Raw genomic sequence first — 16,455 nt, forward strand, 5'->3', positions numbered from 1 at the left:
TCCAGGGGCTGCCGCCCCTTCGACCCCGCCCCCAGGGGGCTCCGCCCCCTGGACCCCCAACGGCCCTGAAGGGGCCTTGTCCTCAAACGCCGGACGGGCTGGGTGATCCGGACCTGTGTTGTCAGCAACCGTTCGGTGCCATGTTCTGAAGGCCCACCACCCGCAGCAGCTCCAGTCGTTCGAAGGACTCGGTGCCGCGGCGGGCCGTGTGGATGATCAGGAGGTGGTGGGCGTTCTGGTCGAGGAGGATTTCGCAGTCCAGTTCCAGGAGGCCGACCAAGGGGTGTCGGAAGCGTTTGGTGGACTGGCGGCGGATCGCCACCTCGTGTTCCTCCCAGAGGCGGCTGAACTCCTCACTCTTCGCCCGTAGTTCGGCCACCAGTTGCGTCGGTTCCGGGTCGTCGGGGCGGGACGCGGCCACCGCGCGGAGGTTCGCCACGTGGGCGCGGGCGTGATCCGGGACGTCCTCCGGGGGGAAGAGGTCGCGCGCCGTCGGGTCCAGGAAGAAGCGGCGCAGGAGGTTGCGGTCCCGGGGCGGGCCGGAGTCCACGTCGCCGCTCAGCGCCTTCGACAGCGCGTTCTGCGCCAGCACCTCCCCGCAGTCGCTCGCCACCATCGCCGGTGTGTCGTGCAGTCGGTCCAGGACCAGCAGGAGTCCGGGGCTCGGATGCCCCGACGTACCGCCCCGGCGTGGCGGCTCCTCGCCTGTCAGGTGGAAGAGGTGGTCGCGTTCGTCGGCCGTCAGGCGCAGGGCGCGTGCCAGTGCCGTCAGCATCTGGCGGGACGGACGTGGGCCCCGGGACTGCTCCAGGCGCGTGTAGTAGTCCACGGACATCCCGGCCAGCTGGGCCACCTCCTCCCGCCGCAGCCCCGGCGTACGGCGCCGCGCGCCCGCCGTCAGACCCACGTCGGACGGGTCCAGACGGGCCCGGCTGCGGCGCAGGAAGTCGGACAGTTCGGCTCGGTTCACGTCTCCAGCCTGCGGCAGCCCGTCCGGCTTATCCAGGGACTGTCGATCCCCTGATCGGGAGGTCTCTCCCGTTCCCTCGCGTCCCGGCCGAGGGTGGTCACCGACGAGAGGAGCACATGATGACGCTGACGTTGGTGACAGGGACGACAGGACAGGTCGGACGGCGGTTCGTGCCCAGGCTGCTGGCGCAGACCCGGCCGGGGGAGCGGGTGCGGGTGCTGGTGAGGGACGCGGCACGGGGGGAGCCGTTCGCCGAGGCGGGCGCCGAGGTCGTGGTCGGGGACCTGCGGGACGAGGCGGTGCTCGGCAAGGCGGTCGCCGGCGTGGACGCCGTCGTCAACGTCGCGGCCTCCTTCCGCGGGGTCCCGGACGACGAGGCCTGGGCCGTGAACCGGGACGCCGCCGTCGCACTGGGCCGTGCCGCGCTCGCCGCCGGTGTGCAGCGCTTCGTCCAGGCCAGCACCGGGCTCGTGTACGGACTCGGACGCGGCCGCCCGCTGACCGAGGAGGACGAGATCCGGCCCGGCGGCGAGATGTGGGGCGCCTACACCGAGTCGAAGGTGGCGGCCGAACGGGAACTCCTCGCCCTGGAGGGCCTGGACGTGCGGGTCGGCCGGCTCGTCTTCGTCTACGGCGAGGGCGATCCGCATCTGGCCCAGTCCCTGATGTGGGCCCGCAACTGGGCGTCGGTCCAGCGCTTGCAGATGGTCCATCACGCGGACGTCGCCCAGGGACTGCTGCGGCTCCTGTACGCGCCGGGAGTCGCCGGCCGCATCTACAACATCTCCGACGACGCCCCCGTCACGGCGCTCGAACTGCACGAGCTCAACGGCGTCGAGGTCCCGCCCGAACTCCACGACCGCACCGACCCCGACCCCTGGCTCGGGATCACCTCCACCGAACGCATCCGACGGGATCTCGGCTTCCGCCCGCTGTACCCCAGCGTCTGGGCTGCGCGGGCTGCCGGAGCGCTGTGATGGGCCGGGCCTTGGTCCACCCCCTTAGTCCACCCCCCTGATCCTGCCCACCAGCACCGCCCCCGCCAGCCCGACCACCGCCGCCACCAGGTACAGCACCCGGTACCCGCCCAGGTGGGTCACGATCGGGGCGGCGAGGGCGGGGGCGGCGACCTGGGGGAGGGCGTTGGCGATGTTGATGACGCCGAGATCCTTGCCGCGGTCCAGCGCCTTCGGCAGTACGTCCGTCATCAGGGCGAAGTCGACCGACATGAAGACCCCGAGTGCCACGCCCAGCAGTGCCGCCACGACGATCGCGCCGGTCCAGGTCTGCCACACCGCCAGCAGCACCGTGGCCACCGCCATCAGCACCCCGGACCACTTCACGAACGGCTTGCGCCGCCCCACCCGGTCCGACCAGATGCCCCCGACCACGACCGTGGCCAGCAGCGCCACGCTGTCCACCGCGGTCAGGATCAGCACGCCCTGCTCGGGGTCGTCGTGGTGGAGGCGGTCCCGCAGGTAGTACAGGAGATACAGAAGCACCAGCGCGTTGCTGAGGTTGATCAGGAACCGGGTCAGCCAGGCCCACCCGAAGTCCGGATAGCGGCGCGGGCTGAGCCAGAAGCCGCGCACGAACGAACGCCGGACCCACGGCGGCCGGTCCGCCGGCACGAGCCGCAGATCCTCGTAGCGCAGGACGTACGGCAGCACCCCCGCCAGCGTGAACACCGCGCACGCCACGTACCCCGCCGCGATCCCGCCCGCCGCCGTCGCCAGGCCCGTCCCGGCGACCGCCCCGAGGATCTGCGCGGCCCCCAACCAGCCGCCCACCACGCCCCGTTGGAGCCGCGGCACCCGGTCCGGCACCGCCGCCGTCACCGCCGCGAAGGCCGCGTTCAGCGTCAGCTGCACCAGGCACCAGCCGACCACCATCAGCCCGAGCCCGTCCGCGCCCGCGAGGATCAGCAACGACAGGGCGCCGCCCGCCGCACCGGCCACGATCCACGGCGTACGGCGGCCCCACCGTGCCGTCGTACGGTCCGACAGGGCGCCGAAGAACGGGTTCGCGGCCAGCGACACCGCCGCGCCCACCCCCGTCACCCACGCCAGCAGGGTCTCCTTCGACATCCCGGTGCCGGGCGCGAAGTCCTCCGCCTGCCGGGCCAGCAGGATCTGGAGCGGGCCGTACCAGCCCACCCAGATCGCCACGTTGGCCAGCGAGAGGCCGGCCGTCCAGCCCCGGCCGACCCTCTCGACGGGCTCCTGGAGAGCCGGTGCCGTCACCTCTGGGCCCGGAGCAGCTCCTGGTACCAGCCGTACGACGACTTCGGCGTCCGCGTCAGGGTCTCGTAGTCGACGTGGACGAGCCCGAACCGTCGCGCGTACCCCTCCGCCCACTCGAAGTTGTCGAGCAGCGACCACACGAAGTACCCGCGTACGTCCACACCCGCCGCCACCGCCTTGTGCAGCGCCCGCACATGGCCGTCGAGGTAGGCGATCCGGTCCTGGTCGTCGATCCCCTCGTAGGAGCAGCCGTTCTCGGTGATGACGACGGGCGGCAGCCGGTCGCCGTAGCGGTCACGGAAGCCGGTGAGGAGTTCCGTGAGGCCCTCGGGGACCACCGGCCAGCCGAAGTCCGTCACCGGGACGCCTTCGATCTCCTGGACGGAGAAGGGGAGTTCGGCCGGGATGGTCAGTCCGCCGAACTCGATGTCGGCGCCCTGCGGGGCGCCCACGCGGGTCGGGGCGTAGTAGTTGACGCCGTAGAAGTCGAGGGGCTCGGAGATGACCTTCAGGTCCGCCGCCACGTCTCCCGGCATCAAGTCGCCCATCCCGTCCGGGTATTCGCCCAGCAGGACCGGCTCGGCGAACAGGCGGTTCAGCAGCAGGTCGTAGAACGCCGCCGCCTCCACGTCCGCCTGGTCCTCGGACGCCGCCCACGTCGGCCCGTGCGAGTTGGCGATGCCGATGTCCGTGGCACCGGCCGCGCGCAGCGCCTGGACGCCGAGGCCGTGGGCCAGCAGCAGGTGGTGGGCGACCGGGAGCGCGTCGAACATCAGCTGCTTGCCCGGCGCGTGGGCGCCCAACGCATGCCCGAACAGGGTGTGTTCGGCGGGCTCGTTGATGGTGATCCACTTCTTGACGCGGTCGCCGAGGCGGTCGGCCACGACCGACACGTACTCGGCGAACCGCGCTGGCGTGTCCCGCTCCAGCCAGCCGCCCGCCTCCTGGAAGGCCAGCGGCAGGTCCCAGTGGAACAGGGTCGGGACGGGGCGTACGCCCGCCGCGGTCAGCTCGTCGACCAGCCGGTCGTAGAAGTCGAGACCGCCCTTCGCCAGGACCCGCGGCCAGGAGATCGAGAAGCGGTACGCGTCCACGCCGAGTCCGGCCAGGAGCGCCACGTCCTCGGGGTAGCGGTGGTAGTGGTCGACGGCCACCGCGGCCGTCGAGCCGTCCTTCACCCGCCCCGGCTCGGCCGTGAAGGCGTCCCACACGGAGGGTTCGCGCAGTTCCACCGCGCCCTCGATCTGATGGGCCGAGGTCGAGACGCCCCACAGGAAGCCGGCCGGGAAACGGGGGATCGGAAGCTCTTCAGTCGCCATGCGCCGGATCATCCGTACCAGCGGTAACGGAAGTCAACGGGCAGGCGTGAACGACCGGTTACGCACCTTCCTTCAGCACCCGCGAGATCAGCCTGCGCTGCTCCTCGGTCAGCCGCGGGTCGGCGGCGTACACCGTCTTCCCGTCCACGGTGATCTCGTAGGCGAAGCCGTCGGGCACCCCGATGGGCGGCGTGCCCCGGCCCGCGGCGATCGCCTGCTCGGCCAGGGCGTGCCACTCGTGGGCGTCGGGCCGACCGGAGGTGTCCACCTCGGCGTGACGCTCGATGCCCGCGAATCCACCGGTACGGCTCACTCGAATACGCATGGGACGTGTCTAGTACGGAACTACGCCGTGCGCACCCCGACCTGCTCCCACGCCTTCAGTACGGCCTGGAGCTCCTCGCCGTCCTGGTAGCGGTCCTTGGCCGCCTCGACCGTCAGGGTGGCGAAGTCCGTGAAGAGGGCGTCCTTCTTCAGCCGGCCGCCGGTCAGGACGTCGTACCAGATCTGTCCGGCCCGCTCCCAGGCGTGCCCGCCGAGGGTGGTGGCGACGATGTAGAAGGCGTGGTTGGGGATGCCGGAGTTGATGTGGACGCCGCCGTTGTCGCGGCCGGTGCGGACGAAGTCGTCCATGGTCGCGGGCTGCGGGTCCTTGCCGAGGACGTCGTCGTCGTACGCCGTGCCCGGGGCCTTCATGGAGCGCAGCGCCGAGCCGGTGACGCGCGGGGCGAGGAGCCCGGCGCCGATGAGCCAGTCGGCCTCGGCGGCGGTCTGGCCGAGGGTGTGCTGCTTGATGAGGGAGCCGAAGACATCGGACATCGACTCGTTGAGCGCGCCGGGCTGGCCGAAGTAGGTGAGGTTGGCCGTGTACTGCGTGACGCCGTGGGTGAGTTCGTGGCCGATGACGTCGATCGGGATGGTGAAGTCGAGGAAGATCTCGCCGTCGCCGTCGCCGAACACCATCTGCTCGCCGTTCCAGAAGGCGTTGTTGTAGTTCTCCTCGTAGTGGACGGTCGCGTCCAGCGGGAGACCGCCTCCGTCGATGGAGTCGCGCTCGTAGGCGCTCAGGAACAGCTCGAAGGTGGCTCCGAGGCCCGCGTAGGCGCGGTTGACCGTGGCGTCCTTGCCGGGCTCCTCGCCCTCGGCGCGGACCTTCTTGCCGGGCAGGTCGGTGCGGTGCCGGGCGTCGTAGATGGTGCGGTGCGGCTTGCCGGCCTCGGCGCCTGCGGGCGCGGCGATGGAGGGGGCGCCGATGACCGTGGTCAGTCGGCGCTGGGTGCGCTCGAAGGCGTCGCGTTGCAGGGTCTTGCGCGCGGGGTCGGCGAGCGCGGGGTCCTCGGCCTGGGCGAGCTTGTCGAGGACGTGCGGTGGTACGACGGTGCAGAAGACGGGCTCATAGCCCCCGTGGGTCGTCATGCCCGGCACCATTGCACTGCGTTATGCGCGTGTCACTACCCGCAACCATGATTGGTGAAATATGCGGACAGGGAGCGGCACGCTCCGTGACGAAGTGGTATGGCGCACTTTTTGTCCCTTTCGCGGCCCCGGTCCCGCATACTGATACGGCGCCTCGCGTCCGAACCGGCTCGGCTAGCATGCTTAGCATCATGCGTTTCGGGCTGCTTCTTCTTAGCTGCCGCGGCGAGGGCCTGTAGTCCAGGTCGACTCCCTCCCCGCGGAGCTTCGTGTTGCGTGTCGGCCGTCCTTTCCGGACATCCCTAGGAGCCCCGCAAACATGGCGAACCGCCAGCAGCCCAGTGCCATGCCGATCCACAAGTACGGCCAGTACGACCAGGTCGACATCCCGGACCGCACCTGGCCGAACAACCGGATCACCGTCGCCCCCCGCTGGCTCTCCACGGACCTGCGCGACGGCAACCAGGCCCTGATCGACCCCATGTCGCCCGAGCGCAAGCGCCGGATGTTCGACCAGCTGGTCAAGATGGGCTACAAGGAGATCGAGGTCGGCTTCCCGGCGTCGGGCCAGACGGACTTCGATTTCGTACGGTCGATCATCGAGGAGCCCGGGGCGATCCCGGACGACGTCACCATCTCCGTACTGACCCAGGCCCGCGAGGACCTGATCGAGCGCACGGTGGAGTCCCTGAAGGGCGCCAAGCGCGCCACGGTCCACCTGTACAACGCCACCGCCCCGGTCTTCCGCCGCGTGGTCTTCCGCGGCTCCAAGGACGACATCAAGCAGATCGCCGTCGACGGCACCCGCCTGGTGATGGAATACGCCGAGAAGCTGCTGGGCCCCGAGACCGAGTTCGGCTACCAGTACAGCCCCGAGATCTTCACCGACACCGAGCTGGACTTCGCGCTGGAGGTCTGCGAGGCGGTGATGGACGTCTACCAGCCCGGCCCGGGCCGCGAGATCATCCTCAACCTGCCCGCCACGGTGGAGCGTTCGACCCCGTCCACGCACGCGGACCGCTTCGAGTGGATGAGCCGCAACATCTCCCGCCGTGAGCACGTCGTCATCTCCGTCCACCCGCACAACGACCGCGGCACCGCCGTCGCCGCCGCCGAGCTGGCGCTGATGGCCGGCGCCGACCGCGTCGAGGGCTGTCTGTTCGGGCAGGGCGAGCGCACCGGCAACGTCGACCTGGTCACCCTGGGCATGAACCTGTTCTCCCAGGGCGTCGACCCGCAGATCGACTTCTCCGACATCGACGAGATCCGTCGTACGTGGGAGTACTGCAACCAGATGGAGGTCCACCCGCGCCACCCGTACGTGGGCGACCTGGTCTACACGTCCTTCTCCGGCTCCCACCAGGACGCCATCAAGAAGGGCTTCGACGCGATGGAGGCCGACGCGGCGGCCAAGGGTGTCACGGTGGATGACATCGAGTGGGCCGTGCCGTATCTGCCGATCGACCCGAAGGACGTCGGCCGTTCCTACGAGGCCGTGATCCGCGTCAACTCGCAGTCCGGCAAGGGCGGTATCGCCTACGTCCTGAAGAACGACCACAAGCTGGACCTGCCGCGCCGGATGCAGATCGAGTTCTCCAAGCTCATCCAGGCCAAGACGGACGCCGAGGGCGGCGAGGTCACCGGCTCCGCCATCTGGTCGGTCTTCCAGGACGAGTACCTGCCGAACCCCGAGAACCCGTGGGGTCGTATCCAGGTCAAGAACAACCAGTCGACGACCGACACCGACGGCGTGGACACGCTGAAGGTGGAGGCCACGGTGGACGGTCAGGACACCGTCCTGACCGGCTCCGGGAACGGTCCGATCTCGGCCTTCTTCGACGCGCTCCAGTCCGTCGGGATCGACGTGCGGCTGCTGGACTACCAGGAGCACACGATGAGCGAGGGTGCGTCGGCGCAGGCCGCGTCGTACATCGAGTGTGCGATCGACGGCAAGGTTCTGTGGGGGATCGGGATCGACGCGAACACGACTCGTGCCTCGCTGAAGGCGGTCGTCTCCGCCGTGAACCGGGCGGCCCGGTAGGCGCGTGCGGCGCCGTCGTGGCTTGTCGCGCAGTTCCCCGCGCCCCTAGGTGCGTCCCGCTCGCCGTTTCTCGGTGGGCGGGACGCGTCTGTTTTCGGCCAATCGACTGTGCAGGTCACGGGAAGGTCTCGTCAGAGGTGCTGACTCCGGGTCCGTGATGTGGCTAACATCACGCCAGCACGGCGATGTTGCCGTGCCGTTACGCGGAGGTGCGACGTGCTGCCAGGACGGGGACGAAACGGCCGTGCCGCCAGTGCTGCGCGCATTCTGGGCTGCCGTACCGCGTGGACGCCCGTGGGCGACGGGGAGTTCTTCTGCCCCGGCTGCGGCGGCGACCGCAACTACCAGCGGCTGACCGGCAGGCGCCGCTTCACCCTTCTCGGCATGCCGGTCATGCCGCGCGGCGAGACCGGCCCGGTGGTGGAGTGCGCGGCCTGCAAGACCCACTTCGGTACCGACGTCCTCGACCACCCGACCACCACCCGCTTCTCCGCGATGCTCCGCGACGCCGTCCACACCATCGCCCTCGCGGTGCTCGCCGCGGGCGGCACGTGTTCCCGTACGGCGCTGGAGGCGGCCGCCTGCGCGGTCCGGGCCGCCGGTTTCGACGACTGTACGGAGGACCAGCTCGGGGCGCTGGTCGAGGCGCTGGCCGCCGACACCGGGCGGGTCTTCGGCGAGCCCTGCGGGGCCGGTCTGGCCATAGAGCTCCACGAGGCGCTGGACCCGCTGGCCCCGCACCTCGCTCCCGCCGGACGCGAATCGATCCTGCTCCAGGGCGCCCGGATCGCCCTCGCCGACGGGCCGTACACCCCCGCCGAGCGGGACGCCCTCGCCACGGTCGGCGCCGCGCTCACCATCTGCGCCGACGACGTGACCCGGCTGCTGGTGGCCGCGCGCACCCCCTCCTGAACCCCACGCCGACCGGCGTAGGACCGCTGTTACTCCCCAGGGAGTAACAGCCGCGGAGTGACGCCCTCCGCAGTAACCCCCAACTCGCCCTGCCGTCCGACGAATCGGCCCCCGCCCGCCGGGAGTCTGGAACCGAACCAGACATCCGACCGAGGGGAGACCCGACTCATGGGGGCCGCAACGACAACCATCCGGCGACGGCGCGCCGTGCCCTGGCTCGTGCTCGGGCTGTGGATCGCCGTGCTGGCGCTGACCTCGCCGTTCGCCTCGAAACTCGCGGACGTGCAGCGCGACCGGGCCGTCGACTACCTTCCGGCGAGCGCCGACTCCACCCAGGTCGCCAAGATCCAGGACCAGTTGCCCGGCGGCGAGACGACCCAGATGGTCGTCGTCTACCACCGCGACGGCGGGCTGACCGCCGCGGACAAGGCCACGGCCGCCGACCAGATCTCCGAGATCGCGGGCGCCCACCCGCTCGCCGCGCGGCCGGAGGCCGTCCCGTCCGAGGACGGCACCACCCTGATGTACCCGGTGGCCAGCACCGAGCCCGGCACCGACGAGGACAAGCGCGACCAACTCGTCAATGACGTACGGGACATCGCGAAGAGCGAGGACGGACTGAGCGTCGAGGTCGGCGGCGAGGGCGCCCTCGCGACCGACGCCAGCGAGGTCTACAACTCCCTCGACGGGCCCCTGCTCTACACCACCGCCGCGGTCGTGGCCCTCCTGCTGATCATCATCTACCGCAGCCCGTTCCTGTGGCTGGTGCCGCTCGCCGTCGCGGGCATGGCCGACTACCTGTCGATGGGCGTCGCCTACGGGCTCAACCAGGGCTTCGGGACGTCGGTGTCCGGACAGAGCTCCGGCATCATGACGATCCTCGTGTTCGGCGCGGGCACCGACTACGCGCTGCTGCTCGTCTCCCGCTACCGCGAGGAGCTACGGCGCATCGAGCGGCCGTACGACGCGATGGTGGCCGCCCTCAGGGGCTGCGGACCGGCGGTGCTCGCCTCGTCGGGGACGGTCGCCGCGGGCCTGTTCTGTCTGCTCGCCGCCGACCTCAACTCCAGCCGCGGCATGGGCCCGCTCGGCACGGTCGGCATCCTGTGCGCGCTGGCCGCCATGCTGACCCTGCTGCCCGCCGTCCTCGTCCTGCTCGGCCGCCGCGTCTTCTGGCCGCTCGTCCCGCGCTACGGCAGCACACCCAAGGTCCGCCGGTCGCTGTTCGCCGCGATGGGCAGCTCGGCCGGACGCCGGCCGCTGACCGTGCTCGCGGGCGGCGCGGTACTGCTCGGCGCGCTGGCGCTCGGGGCGCTGAACCTGCCCGGCAGTATCAAGCAGGAGGACTCCTTCACCAGCAAGCCCGAGGCGGTCGCCGCCATGGAGACCCTCGCCAAGGCCTATCCGGAGCGCGGCACCCAGCCCATCACCGTCATCGCCCCCACCGACCGCGCCGACCAGGTCCTCACCGAGGCGCAGGGCACGCCCGGCGTCGACAGCGCGACCCGCGGCCGCAGCGGCGACGGCTGGACCGAGATCGCCGTCACCGCCGCCTCCGCACCCCAGTCGGCGGGGGAGACCGCCACCATCAAGGAGCTGCGCGACCGGCTCGACGGCTCCTATGTCGGCGGACCCAGCGCCGAGCAGCTCGACCTGAAGGACACCAACGCCCGGGACCGGCTGGTCGTCGTACCGCTCGTCCTCGTCTCCGTGCTGCTGATCCTGATCGCCCTGCTGCGCTCGGTCGTGGCGCCGCTGATCCTGGTGGCGGCCGTGGTCGCGGTGTGGGGCGCGGCCCTCGGCATCGGCGGACTGGTCTTCGGCCCGGTCTTCGGCTTCGAGGGCACCGATCCCGGCCTCGGCCTGCTGTCCTTCGTCTTCCTGGTGGCCCTCGGCGTCGACTACGGCATCTTCCTGATGCACCGGATGCGCGAGGAGTCCCTGAAGGGCACCGAACCCGCCCAGGCCGCGCTGATTGCGCTGCGCACGACGGGCGGGGTCATCGCCTCGGCGGGCCTGGTCCTGGCGGCGACCTTCGCGGTGCTCACCAGCATGCCGATGGTGCAGCTCGTGGAGCTGGGCTTCGTCATCGCGGTCGGGGTGCTCCTCGACACCTTCCTGGTCCGCACCTACCTGGTCACCAGCGCGAGCGTGGCTCTGCGCCGCAAGGTGTGGTGGCCCGGCGCGCTGTCGAGGGAACCGGCGGCGCGGAGCGGGGAGTCGCCCGAGCCGGTCACGGAGCCCGTGGGGGTGCGCTGAACCGGAAGCGGGACCTCCGGACGGGGGACGGTCGGCCGGACCTCCGGGCTTGCGCCCAGGGGGTCCGGCCTCGGGGCGGATCGGTGAGGATGGAGCATGTGTTGACCACCATGGAGCAACCCGGCCGCCGCAGGCGGCTCGTCCGGCCCGCCCGGCGTGACTGGCTGTTCGCGGTGGCGGTCGGTCTGGCGTCGATCCCGCTGACGTTCGTGGCGCAGGGCGACGACGCGCACACCCCGGACCTCGTAGGCTGGACGCTGTTCGCTCTCTCGGCGCTGACGCTCGTCTGGCGGCGGCACTATCCGATGGGTGTGCTCCTCGCGCTCATCGTCACGGAGGGCACCTACCACTCGCTGGGCAACGCCCACTCCGGGCTGATCGCGGTGACGATGGTCGCCATCTACTCCCTCGCGGTGGCCGGGCCGCGGCGCCGGACCCTGGCCGTGGTGCCGACCCTGCTCGGCCTGAGCGTGATCATGCTGACCACCATCAATCCGGACCGGGGCATCGAGCTGCTGCGGATCTCCGGCTGGATCCTGGCGTGCGCGATCACGGGCGAGGCGGTCCGCGTGCACCGCAACTACATCGCCGCCATCGTGGAGCGCGCCGAGCGCGCCGAACGCACCCGTGAGGAAGAGGCGCGGCGCCGGGTCGCGGAGGAACGCCTGCGGATCGCCCGGGACCTGCACGACCTGCTCGCCCACACCATCACCCTCATCGGAGTGCAGACCTCCGTCGCCGCCCACGTCCTGTCCGCCGACCCCGAGCGTCTCGACCGGGAGACGATCGCGAAGGCTCTCAACGACATCGCCGACACCTGCCGCACCGCGCGCGGCGAACTCCGTACGACGCTGGAGGTCCTGCGCGAACAGGACGTCAAAGCCGACTCCCGCGGCCCCCTGCCCGGCCTCGACGGCCTGCCCGACCTGATGGAGGCGGCGCGGCTCGCGGGCGCGCGGGTGGAGCCGACGGTACGGATCCGCGAGGCGCCGCCCGCCGTCGGTGCCGCGGCCTACCGCATCGTCCAGGAGGCCCTGACGAACGCGGTCCGGCACGCGGGACCCGAACCGGCCGTCTCCGTCGAGCTGTACGAGGAGCAGGGCGCCCTGCGGCTGACGGTGACCGACGACGGCACGGGCCCGGTGGCCGGTTCCGAGGGCGCCGGCTTCGGCCTCGTCGGCATGCGGGAGAGGGCCCGCAGTGTCGGTGGCACACTCGACGCGGGACCGCGGCCGGAGGGCGGGTTCGCGGTGACGGCCGTACTGCCGTTGACGACTGCGCTGGAGAGGGCCGTATGACCATCCGGGTACTGCTTGCCGACGACCAGACCCTCGTACGGGCCGCGTTCGCGATGCTCGTCGAGTCGGCGCGGGACATGGAGGTGGTGGGGGAGGCCGCGACCGGCCGGGAGGCGGTGGAGCTGGCCCGCCGGTTCCGTCCCGACCTCGTGGTCATGGACATCCGGATGCCCGAGCTCGACGGCATCGAGGCCACCCGGCTGATCGCGGCGGACGAGGCCCTGACCGAGGTGAGGGTGCTGGTCCTGACGACGTACGACACCGACGAGAACATCGTCGAGGCGCTGCGGGCCGGGGCGTCCGGGTTTCTGGTGAAGGACACGCGACCGGCGGAGATGCTGGACGCGATCCGCACGGTGGCGGCGGGGGAGTCGCTGCTGTCCCCGGGCCCCACGTCCCGGCTGATCGCCCAACTGCTGCGCAGCCCCTCGGGGGTGGGGTCCGTGACGGTGTCGGGTGGGCCGGAGAGCCTGTCGGAGCGGGAGCGCGAGGTGCTGACGCTCGTCGGGCGGGGGCTCAACAACGCCGAGATCGCGGAGGTGCTGGGGCTGAGCCCGCTCACCGCGAAGACCCATGTCAGCCGGATCATGGGGAAGTTGGGGGCGCGGGACCGGGCGCAGCTGGTGATCGTGGCGTACGAGTCGGGGATGGTCACACCCGGGGGTGTGTAGCCCGCGGGTGACCTCCTACGACAATCCCGCCGCCGCCAGGAACTTCCCCACCCTCCCGATCTCCTCCTGCGACAAGCCCACCTGAGGCTCGGCGGTCACCGGGCAGTCGATGACCCCGCGCAGATACAGCGCCGCCTTGAACGCCCCCAAGGCCGAGGACGAGCCCCCCATCCGCCCGGCGTCCCCCGCCCGCACCATCCCGAACAGCGCGCACAGCCGCTCCTGCTCCACCCGGGCCCGCTCCCAGTCCCCCGCCCGGCACAGCCGATCGAGCCGTACGTAGCCCTCCGGGTCGACGTTCGCCAGCCCCGGCACCGCCCCGTCCGCGCCCAATTGGAGGGCCGCGTCCACGATGAGCTCGGAGCCCGTCAGGACGCTGAAGCCGTTGATGTCGCCCCGGGTCCTGGCGCCCACGACGACCTCGCGGAACGCGGCCAGGTCCCCGCTGGAGTCCTTGAGGCCGGACAGCACGCCCTCGGCGGCGAGGTCGAGCACCAGCTCGCCGGGCAGCTTCGTGTGGACGGCGCTCGGAAGGTCGTAGGCGAGGACCGGGACCGGGCTCGCGGCGGCGATCAGACGGTAGTGGCGGGCGATCTCCGCCGGGTGGGTGGCGGTGTAGAAGGGGGAGATCACGACCACCGCGTCCGCGCCCGCCGCCGTCACCGCGGCCACATGGTCCAGGACCCGCGGGGTCGTCATGTCGATCGCGCCCGCCAGGACCGGGAGCCGGCCGCCGACGTGGCCCGTCACGGTCTCCACGACCAGCCTGCGCTGCGCGTCCGTCAGATACGCCGCCTCCGACGACGTACCGAGCACGAACAGCCCGTGCACCCCGGCCTCCACCAGATGGTCGACGAGCCTGAGCAGGGAGGGGACATCCACCTCGCGGGACGGTGTCAGGGGCGTGCAGACGGGCGGGACGACACCGGTCAGCGGGGCGGGGATCGTCATCGAGGCTCCCTGTGGTCGCGGCTGTGGCGTACCCGCCCAGTGTGCCGCGCGCCCCTGGTGAGGACGCGCGGCACGGGGTGCGGTTCAGGCCGCGGCGGTCAGCTGTGCCGCGATCGAGGCGCCGTCCAGCCACACGTTCTCGCGGGAGATCCGGCCGTCCTTGAACTCGAAGACGTGCAGCATCCGGAAGGTGATCCGGCGGTTGTTGCCCGGGATGCCGAGGAAGGCGCCGGTGGCGACGGCGGTGATGAGGTCCTCGGTGGTCGCGGCGTCGTCGGAGTAGTAGGTGTGGGTGCGCTCCGCCTTCTCCACGCGGAGGTCCTTCACCAGCTGGTGGTAGCGCTCCAGAGCCGCCTGGACGCCGTGGATCGGGTCGCCCGGGAAGCCCACGACGTCGTGCTCGACGTCCTCGGTGTAGACGGAGACCGCGCGCTCCGGGTCTCCGTGCTCCTCGGCCAGCATGTGCGTCCCGATCAGCACTTCCATTTCGGCGGGTGTCATGGTGCCCAAGGGGCACCCCCTCTCGTCGTGCCGCGCCCGGGTCAGGGGCGCGACCCCCGTTTGTGAGACGGTGATACCGTAATGAGAATAGTTTCTCACGACAAGGGGAAATTCTCATGAGCGAAGGGCGCACCGGGAGCACGACCGGCGCGCGGGAGCCGGGACGCGCCGCCGAGCGGCTCACCGACGGGCGGCCCACCGACGGGCGGCCCACCGACGGGCGCCGCAACCAGAAGCTGCGCACCCGCCGCGCTCTCGTCGACGCCGCCGTCGCCCTGGTCCGCGAGGGCAGGCCGGTCACGATCGCCGACGCCGCCGAGGGCGCCCAGGTGTCGGTCGCCACCGCCTACCGCTACTTCTCCCACCCGGGCGAACTCCTCCAGGAGACCCAGAGCGTCGCCCGCGGTTTCGAGGCCGTCGCCGACCTCCCCGCGGACCCCGCCGAGCGGCTCGACCTGACCGTCTCCCGCGTCGCCGACCTGCAACTCGGCGACGAGGCGGTGTGGCGGGCCGTACTGCGTGCCTCGCTGGAGCGCTGGACCGAGCCGTCCGACGACGACTCCGGTGACGAGGCCGACGACCTCCCGACGCGCAACCGCCTCCGCCTGGACATCACCCGCACCGCCCTCGAACCCCTCGCCGAAACCCTCCCGCCCGACCTTCACCGCCGCCTCACCCTGGCCGTCACGCTGGTCTACGGCGCGGAGGCCCTCATCACCACCCGGGACGTCTGCGCACTCGACCGCGACGAGGCGAAGGACGTCATGCGCTGGGCGGCGGGCGCCCTGCTGGAGTCGGCCCTGCGCGAAGCGGAGTCCGGCACCCGAAGATGAGCGGTGCATGGTCGAATGGGCCCATGGAGCAATGGGACGAGAACTCCGCGGGAGTCATGCGGCTGCCCTCCGGCAGACTCGTGCGGGGCCGCGGACTCAGATACCCGCTCGGACCGGAGGCGCCGACCCCGTCGTACGCCCTCTATCTCCTGGGGCATCAACCGCCCGACGTCTCCTGGGAGTTCCGCTGGGTCCGCTGGCCCGACTTCCGGCTCCCGTCGGACCGGCCGGCCGCCCACGCGGCGCTGACCGAGGCCTGGGAGCGGTCCGTGGGCGAGCGCGTCGAGGTGGCCTGCGGGGGCGGACGCGGGCGTACGGGGACGGCGCTGGCCTGTCTCGCGGTCCTGGACGGCGTACCGGCGGACGAGGCCGTCGCGTACGTCCGGGCGCACTACCACCGGCGGGCGGTGGAGACGCCGTGGCAGCGGCGCTACGTACGGCGGTTCTCAGGGGCGGCGGGCCCGGAAGCGTAGGCCGCCGGACCTCGGGTGGACGTCCACGGCCACCTCGGTGAAACCGGCCCTCTCCAGCCGGGCCGGAAGGCACTTCGGGTCCAGCGTGTTCATCGTGTCCCGCACGTGCAGGAGCCAAAAGCCCAGGCTCGGCCCGCTGTCGCTGCCGGCGAAGACACCGCCGGAACGCAGGACACGGAACGCCTCGGCGAAGATCCGGTCCTGATGGGCGTCCGTGGGCACATGGTGGAGCATCGTGAAGCAGACCACCGAGTCGAACTCCCCGTCACCGAGCGGCAGTTCCGCCCCGTCGGCGTGCAGGACGCGGGCCCGGTCACCCCACCGCTCCGCCAGCATGCGGGCCGTGTCCGCGTCGATCTCGGCGGCCGTCAGTCTCGGCACCCGCTCGACCAGGACACGGAGGTTCGCGCCGTAGCCCGGCCCGATCTCCAGCACGTCCTCGCCGAGGTCCACCCCCTTCAGGGCCCAGGGCAGGATGCGGTCCCTCGTCGTCTGCGCCCAGCGCTCGGAGCTGCACAGCCTCCGGTGGGCTCGGTTCATCGGCATGACGTCGACGCTAGGCGGGGCC

16 protein-coding genes are annotated in these 16,455 nt (G+C 71.5%); 8 read left to right on the forward strand and 8 right to left on the reverse strand.

What is annotated here, in order from left to right:
- Window positions 1-121: 121 nt before the first annotated feature.
- Window positions 122-970 carry a helix-turn-helix transcriptional regulator gene (locus tag ABKA17_RS25235; protein WP_353694492.1) on the reverse strand — a complete coding sequence of 283 codons (849 nt, stop codon included), beginning with the start codon at window positions 968-970 and terminating at the stop codon, window positions 122-124.
- 119 nt (window positions 971-1,089) lie between these two features.
- On the opposite strand from ABKA17_RS25235, the gene ABKA17_RS25240 reads away from it, so the two are divergent.
- Window positions 1,090-1,947, forward strand: coding sequence for an NAD-dependent epimerase/dehydratase family protein (locus ABKA17_RS25240; protein WP_353694493.1), 858 nt, complete (start codon window positions 1,090-1,092; stop codon window positions 1,945-1,947).
- A 24-nt stretch (window positions 1,948-1,971) separates the two neighbouring features.
- Here the strand turns inward: ABKA17_RS25240 and ABKA17_RS25245 are convergent, their stop codons facing one another.
- Genes ABKA17_RS25245 through ABKA17_RS25260 form a run of 4 tightly spaced genes read right to left on the reverse strand, consistent with a single transcriptional unit; the run spans window position 1,972 to window position 5,948 of the window.
- Window positions 1,972-3,213: an MFS transporter gene (locus ABKA17_RS25245; RefSeq protein WP_353694494.1), complete on the reverse strand. Its 1,242-nt coding sequence runs from the start codon at window positions 3,211-3,213 to the stop codon at window positions 1,972-1,974.
- Window positions 3,210-4,532, reverse strand: a complete 1,323-nt coding sequence (locus ABKA17_RS25250; RefSeq protein WP_353694495.1) for a GH1 family beta-glucosidase — start codon at window positions 4,530-4,532, stop codon at window positions 3,210-3,212. Before ABKA17_RS25250 ends, ABKA17_RS25245 begins: the two co-directional genes overlap by 4 nt.
- A 58-nt stretch (window positions 4,533-4,590) precedes the next feature.
- Window positions 4,591-4,857 (reverse strand): protealysin inhibitor emfourin, encoded by a 267-nt coding sequence (locus tag ABKA17_RS25255; RefSeq protein WP_353694496.1) that lies wholly within the window; start codon window positions 4,855-4,857, stop codon window positions 4,591-4,593.
- A 20-nt stretch (window positions 4,858-4,877) separates the two neighbouring features.
- Window positions 4,878-5,948: a M4 family metallopeptidase gene (locus tag ABKA17_RS25260; protein ID WP_353694497.1), complete on the reverse strand. Its 1,071-nt coding sequence runs from the start codon at window positions 5,946-5,948 to the stop codon at window positions 4,878-4,880.
- A 319-nt stretch (window positions 5,949-6,267) separates the two neighbouring features.
- On the opposite strand from ABKA17_RS25260, the gene leuA reads away from it, so the two are divergent.
- The 5 genes from leuA (at window position 6,268) to ABKA17_RS25285 (ending at window position 13,129) form a co-directional block, all read left to right on the forward strand.
- The gene (gene leuA, locus ABKA17_RS25265; RefSeq protein WP_353694498.1) at window positions 6,268-7,989 is read left to right on the forward strand and encodes a 2-isopropylmalate synthase; all 1,722 of its coding nucleotides are present in this window, start codon (window positions 6,268-6,270) and stop codon (window positions 7,987-7,989) included.
- A 216-nt stretch (window positions 7,990-8,205) separates the two neighbouring features.
- Window positions 8,206-8,901, forward strand: coding sequence for a tellurite resistance TerB family protein (locus tag ABKA17_RS25270; protein ID WP_353694499.1), 696 nt, complete (start codon window positions 8,206-8,208; stop codon window positions 8,899-8,901).
- A 168-nt stretch (window positions 8,902-9,069) separates the two neighbouring features.
- Complete coding sequence (locus tag ABKA17_RS25275) at window positions 9,070-11,160, forward strand: MMPL family transporter (RefSeq protein WP_353694500.1); 2,091 nt, start codon at window positions 9,070-9,072, stop codon at window positions 11,158-11,160.
- Between the two features lie 110 nt (window positions 11,161-11,270).
- Complete coding sequence (locus ABKA17_RS25280) at window positions 11,271-12,458, forward strand: sensor histidine kinase (RefSeq protein WP_353694801.1); 1,188 nt, start codon at window positions 11,271-11,273, stop codon at window positions 12,456-12,458.
- Window positions 12,455-13,129, forward strand: a complete 675-nt coding sequence (locus tag ABKA17_RS25285; protein ID WP_353694501.1) for a response regulator — start codon at window positions 12,455-12,457, stop codon at window positions 13,127-13,129. Before ABKA17_RS25280 ends, ABKA17_RS25285 begins: the two co-directional genes overlap by 4 nt.
- 15 nt (window positions 13,130-13,144) lie before the next feature.
- On the opposite strand, the gene ABKA17_RS25290 is transcribed toward ABKA17_RS25285, so the two are convergent.
- Together ABKA17_RS25290 and ABKA17_RS25295 are read right to left on the reverse strand one after the other, a co-directional pair.
- Window positions 13,145-14,080: a dihydrodipicolinate synthase family protein gene (locus tag ABKA17_RS25290; protein WP_353694502.1), complete on the reverse strand. Its 936-nt coding sequence runs from the start codon at window positions 14,078-14,080 to the stop codon at window positions 13,145-13,147.
- Window positions 14,081-14,164: 84 nt separating this feature from the next.
- A complete protein-coding gene (locus tag ABKA17_RS25295) occupies window positions 14,165-14,581 on the reverse strand; it encodes an ester cyclase (RefSeq protein ID WP_353694503.1) in 417 nt (138 codons plus the stop codon).
- Window positions 14,582-14,697: 116 nt separating this feature from the next.
- On the opposite strand from ABKA17_RS25295, the gene ABKA17_RS25300 reads away from it, so the two are divergent.
- Window positions 14,698-15,414 carry a TetR/AcrR family transcriptional regulator gene (locus tag ABKA17_RS25300; protein ID WP_353694504.1) on the forward strand — a complete coding sequence of 239 codons (717 nt, stop codon included), beginning with the start codon at window positions 14,698-14,700 and terminating at the stop codon, window positions 15,412-15,414.
- Between the two features lie 23 nt (window positions 15,415-15,437).
- Entirely contained in the window at window positions 15,438-15,887 is a 450-nt protein-coding gene (locus ABKA17_RS25305) for a protein-tyrosine phosphatase family protein (protein WP_353694505.1), read from the forward strand.
- Here the strand turns inward: ABKA17_RS25305 and ABKA17_RS25310 are convergent.
- Complete coding sequence (locus ABKA17_RS25310) at window positions 15,861-16,433, reverse strand: class I SAM-dependent methyltransferase (protein ID WP_353694506.1); 573 nt, start codon at window positions 16,431-16,433, stop codon at window positions 15,861-15,863. The two genes, ABKA17_RS25305 and ABKA17_RS25310, sit on opposite strands and share 27 nt — an antisense overlap.
- Window positions 16,434-16,455: the final 22 nt, after the last annotated feature.

This window comes from Streptomyces sp. RG80 (genome assembly GCF_040446465.1).
In the GTDB taxonomy this organism is placed as follows: domain Bacteria; phylum Actinomycetota; class Actinomycetes; order Streptomycetales; family Streptomycetaceae; genus Streptomyces.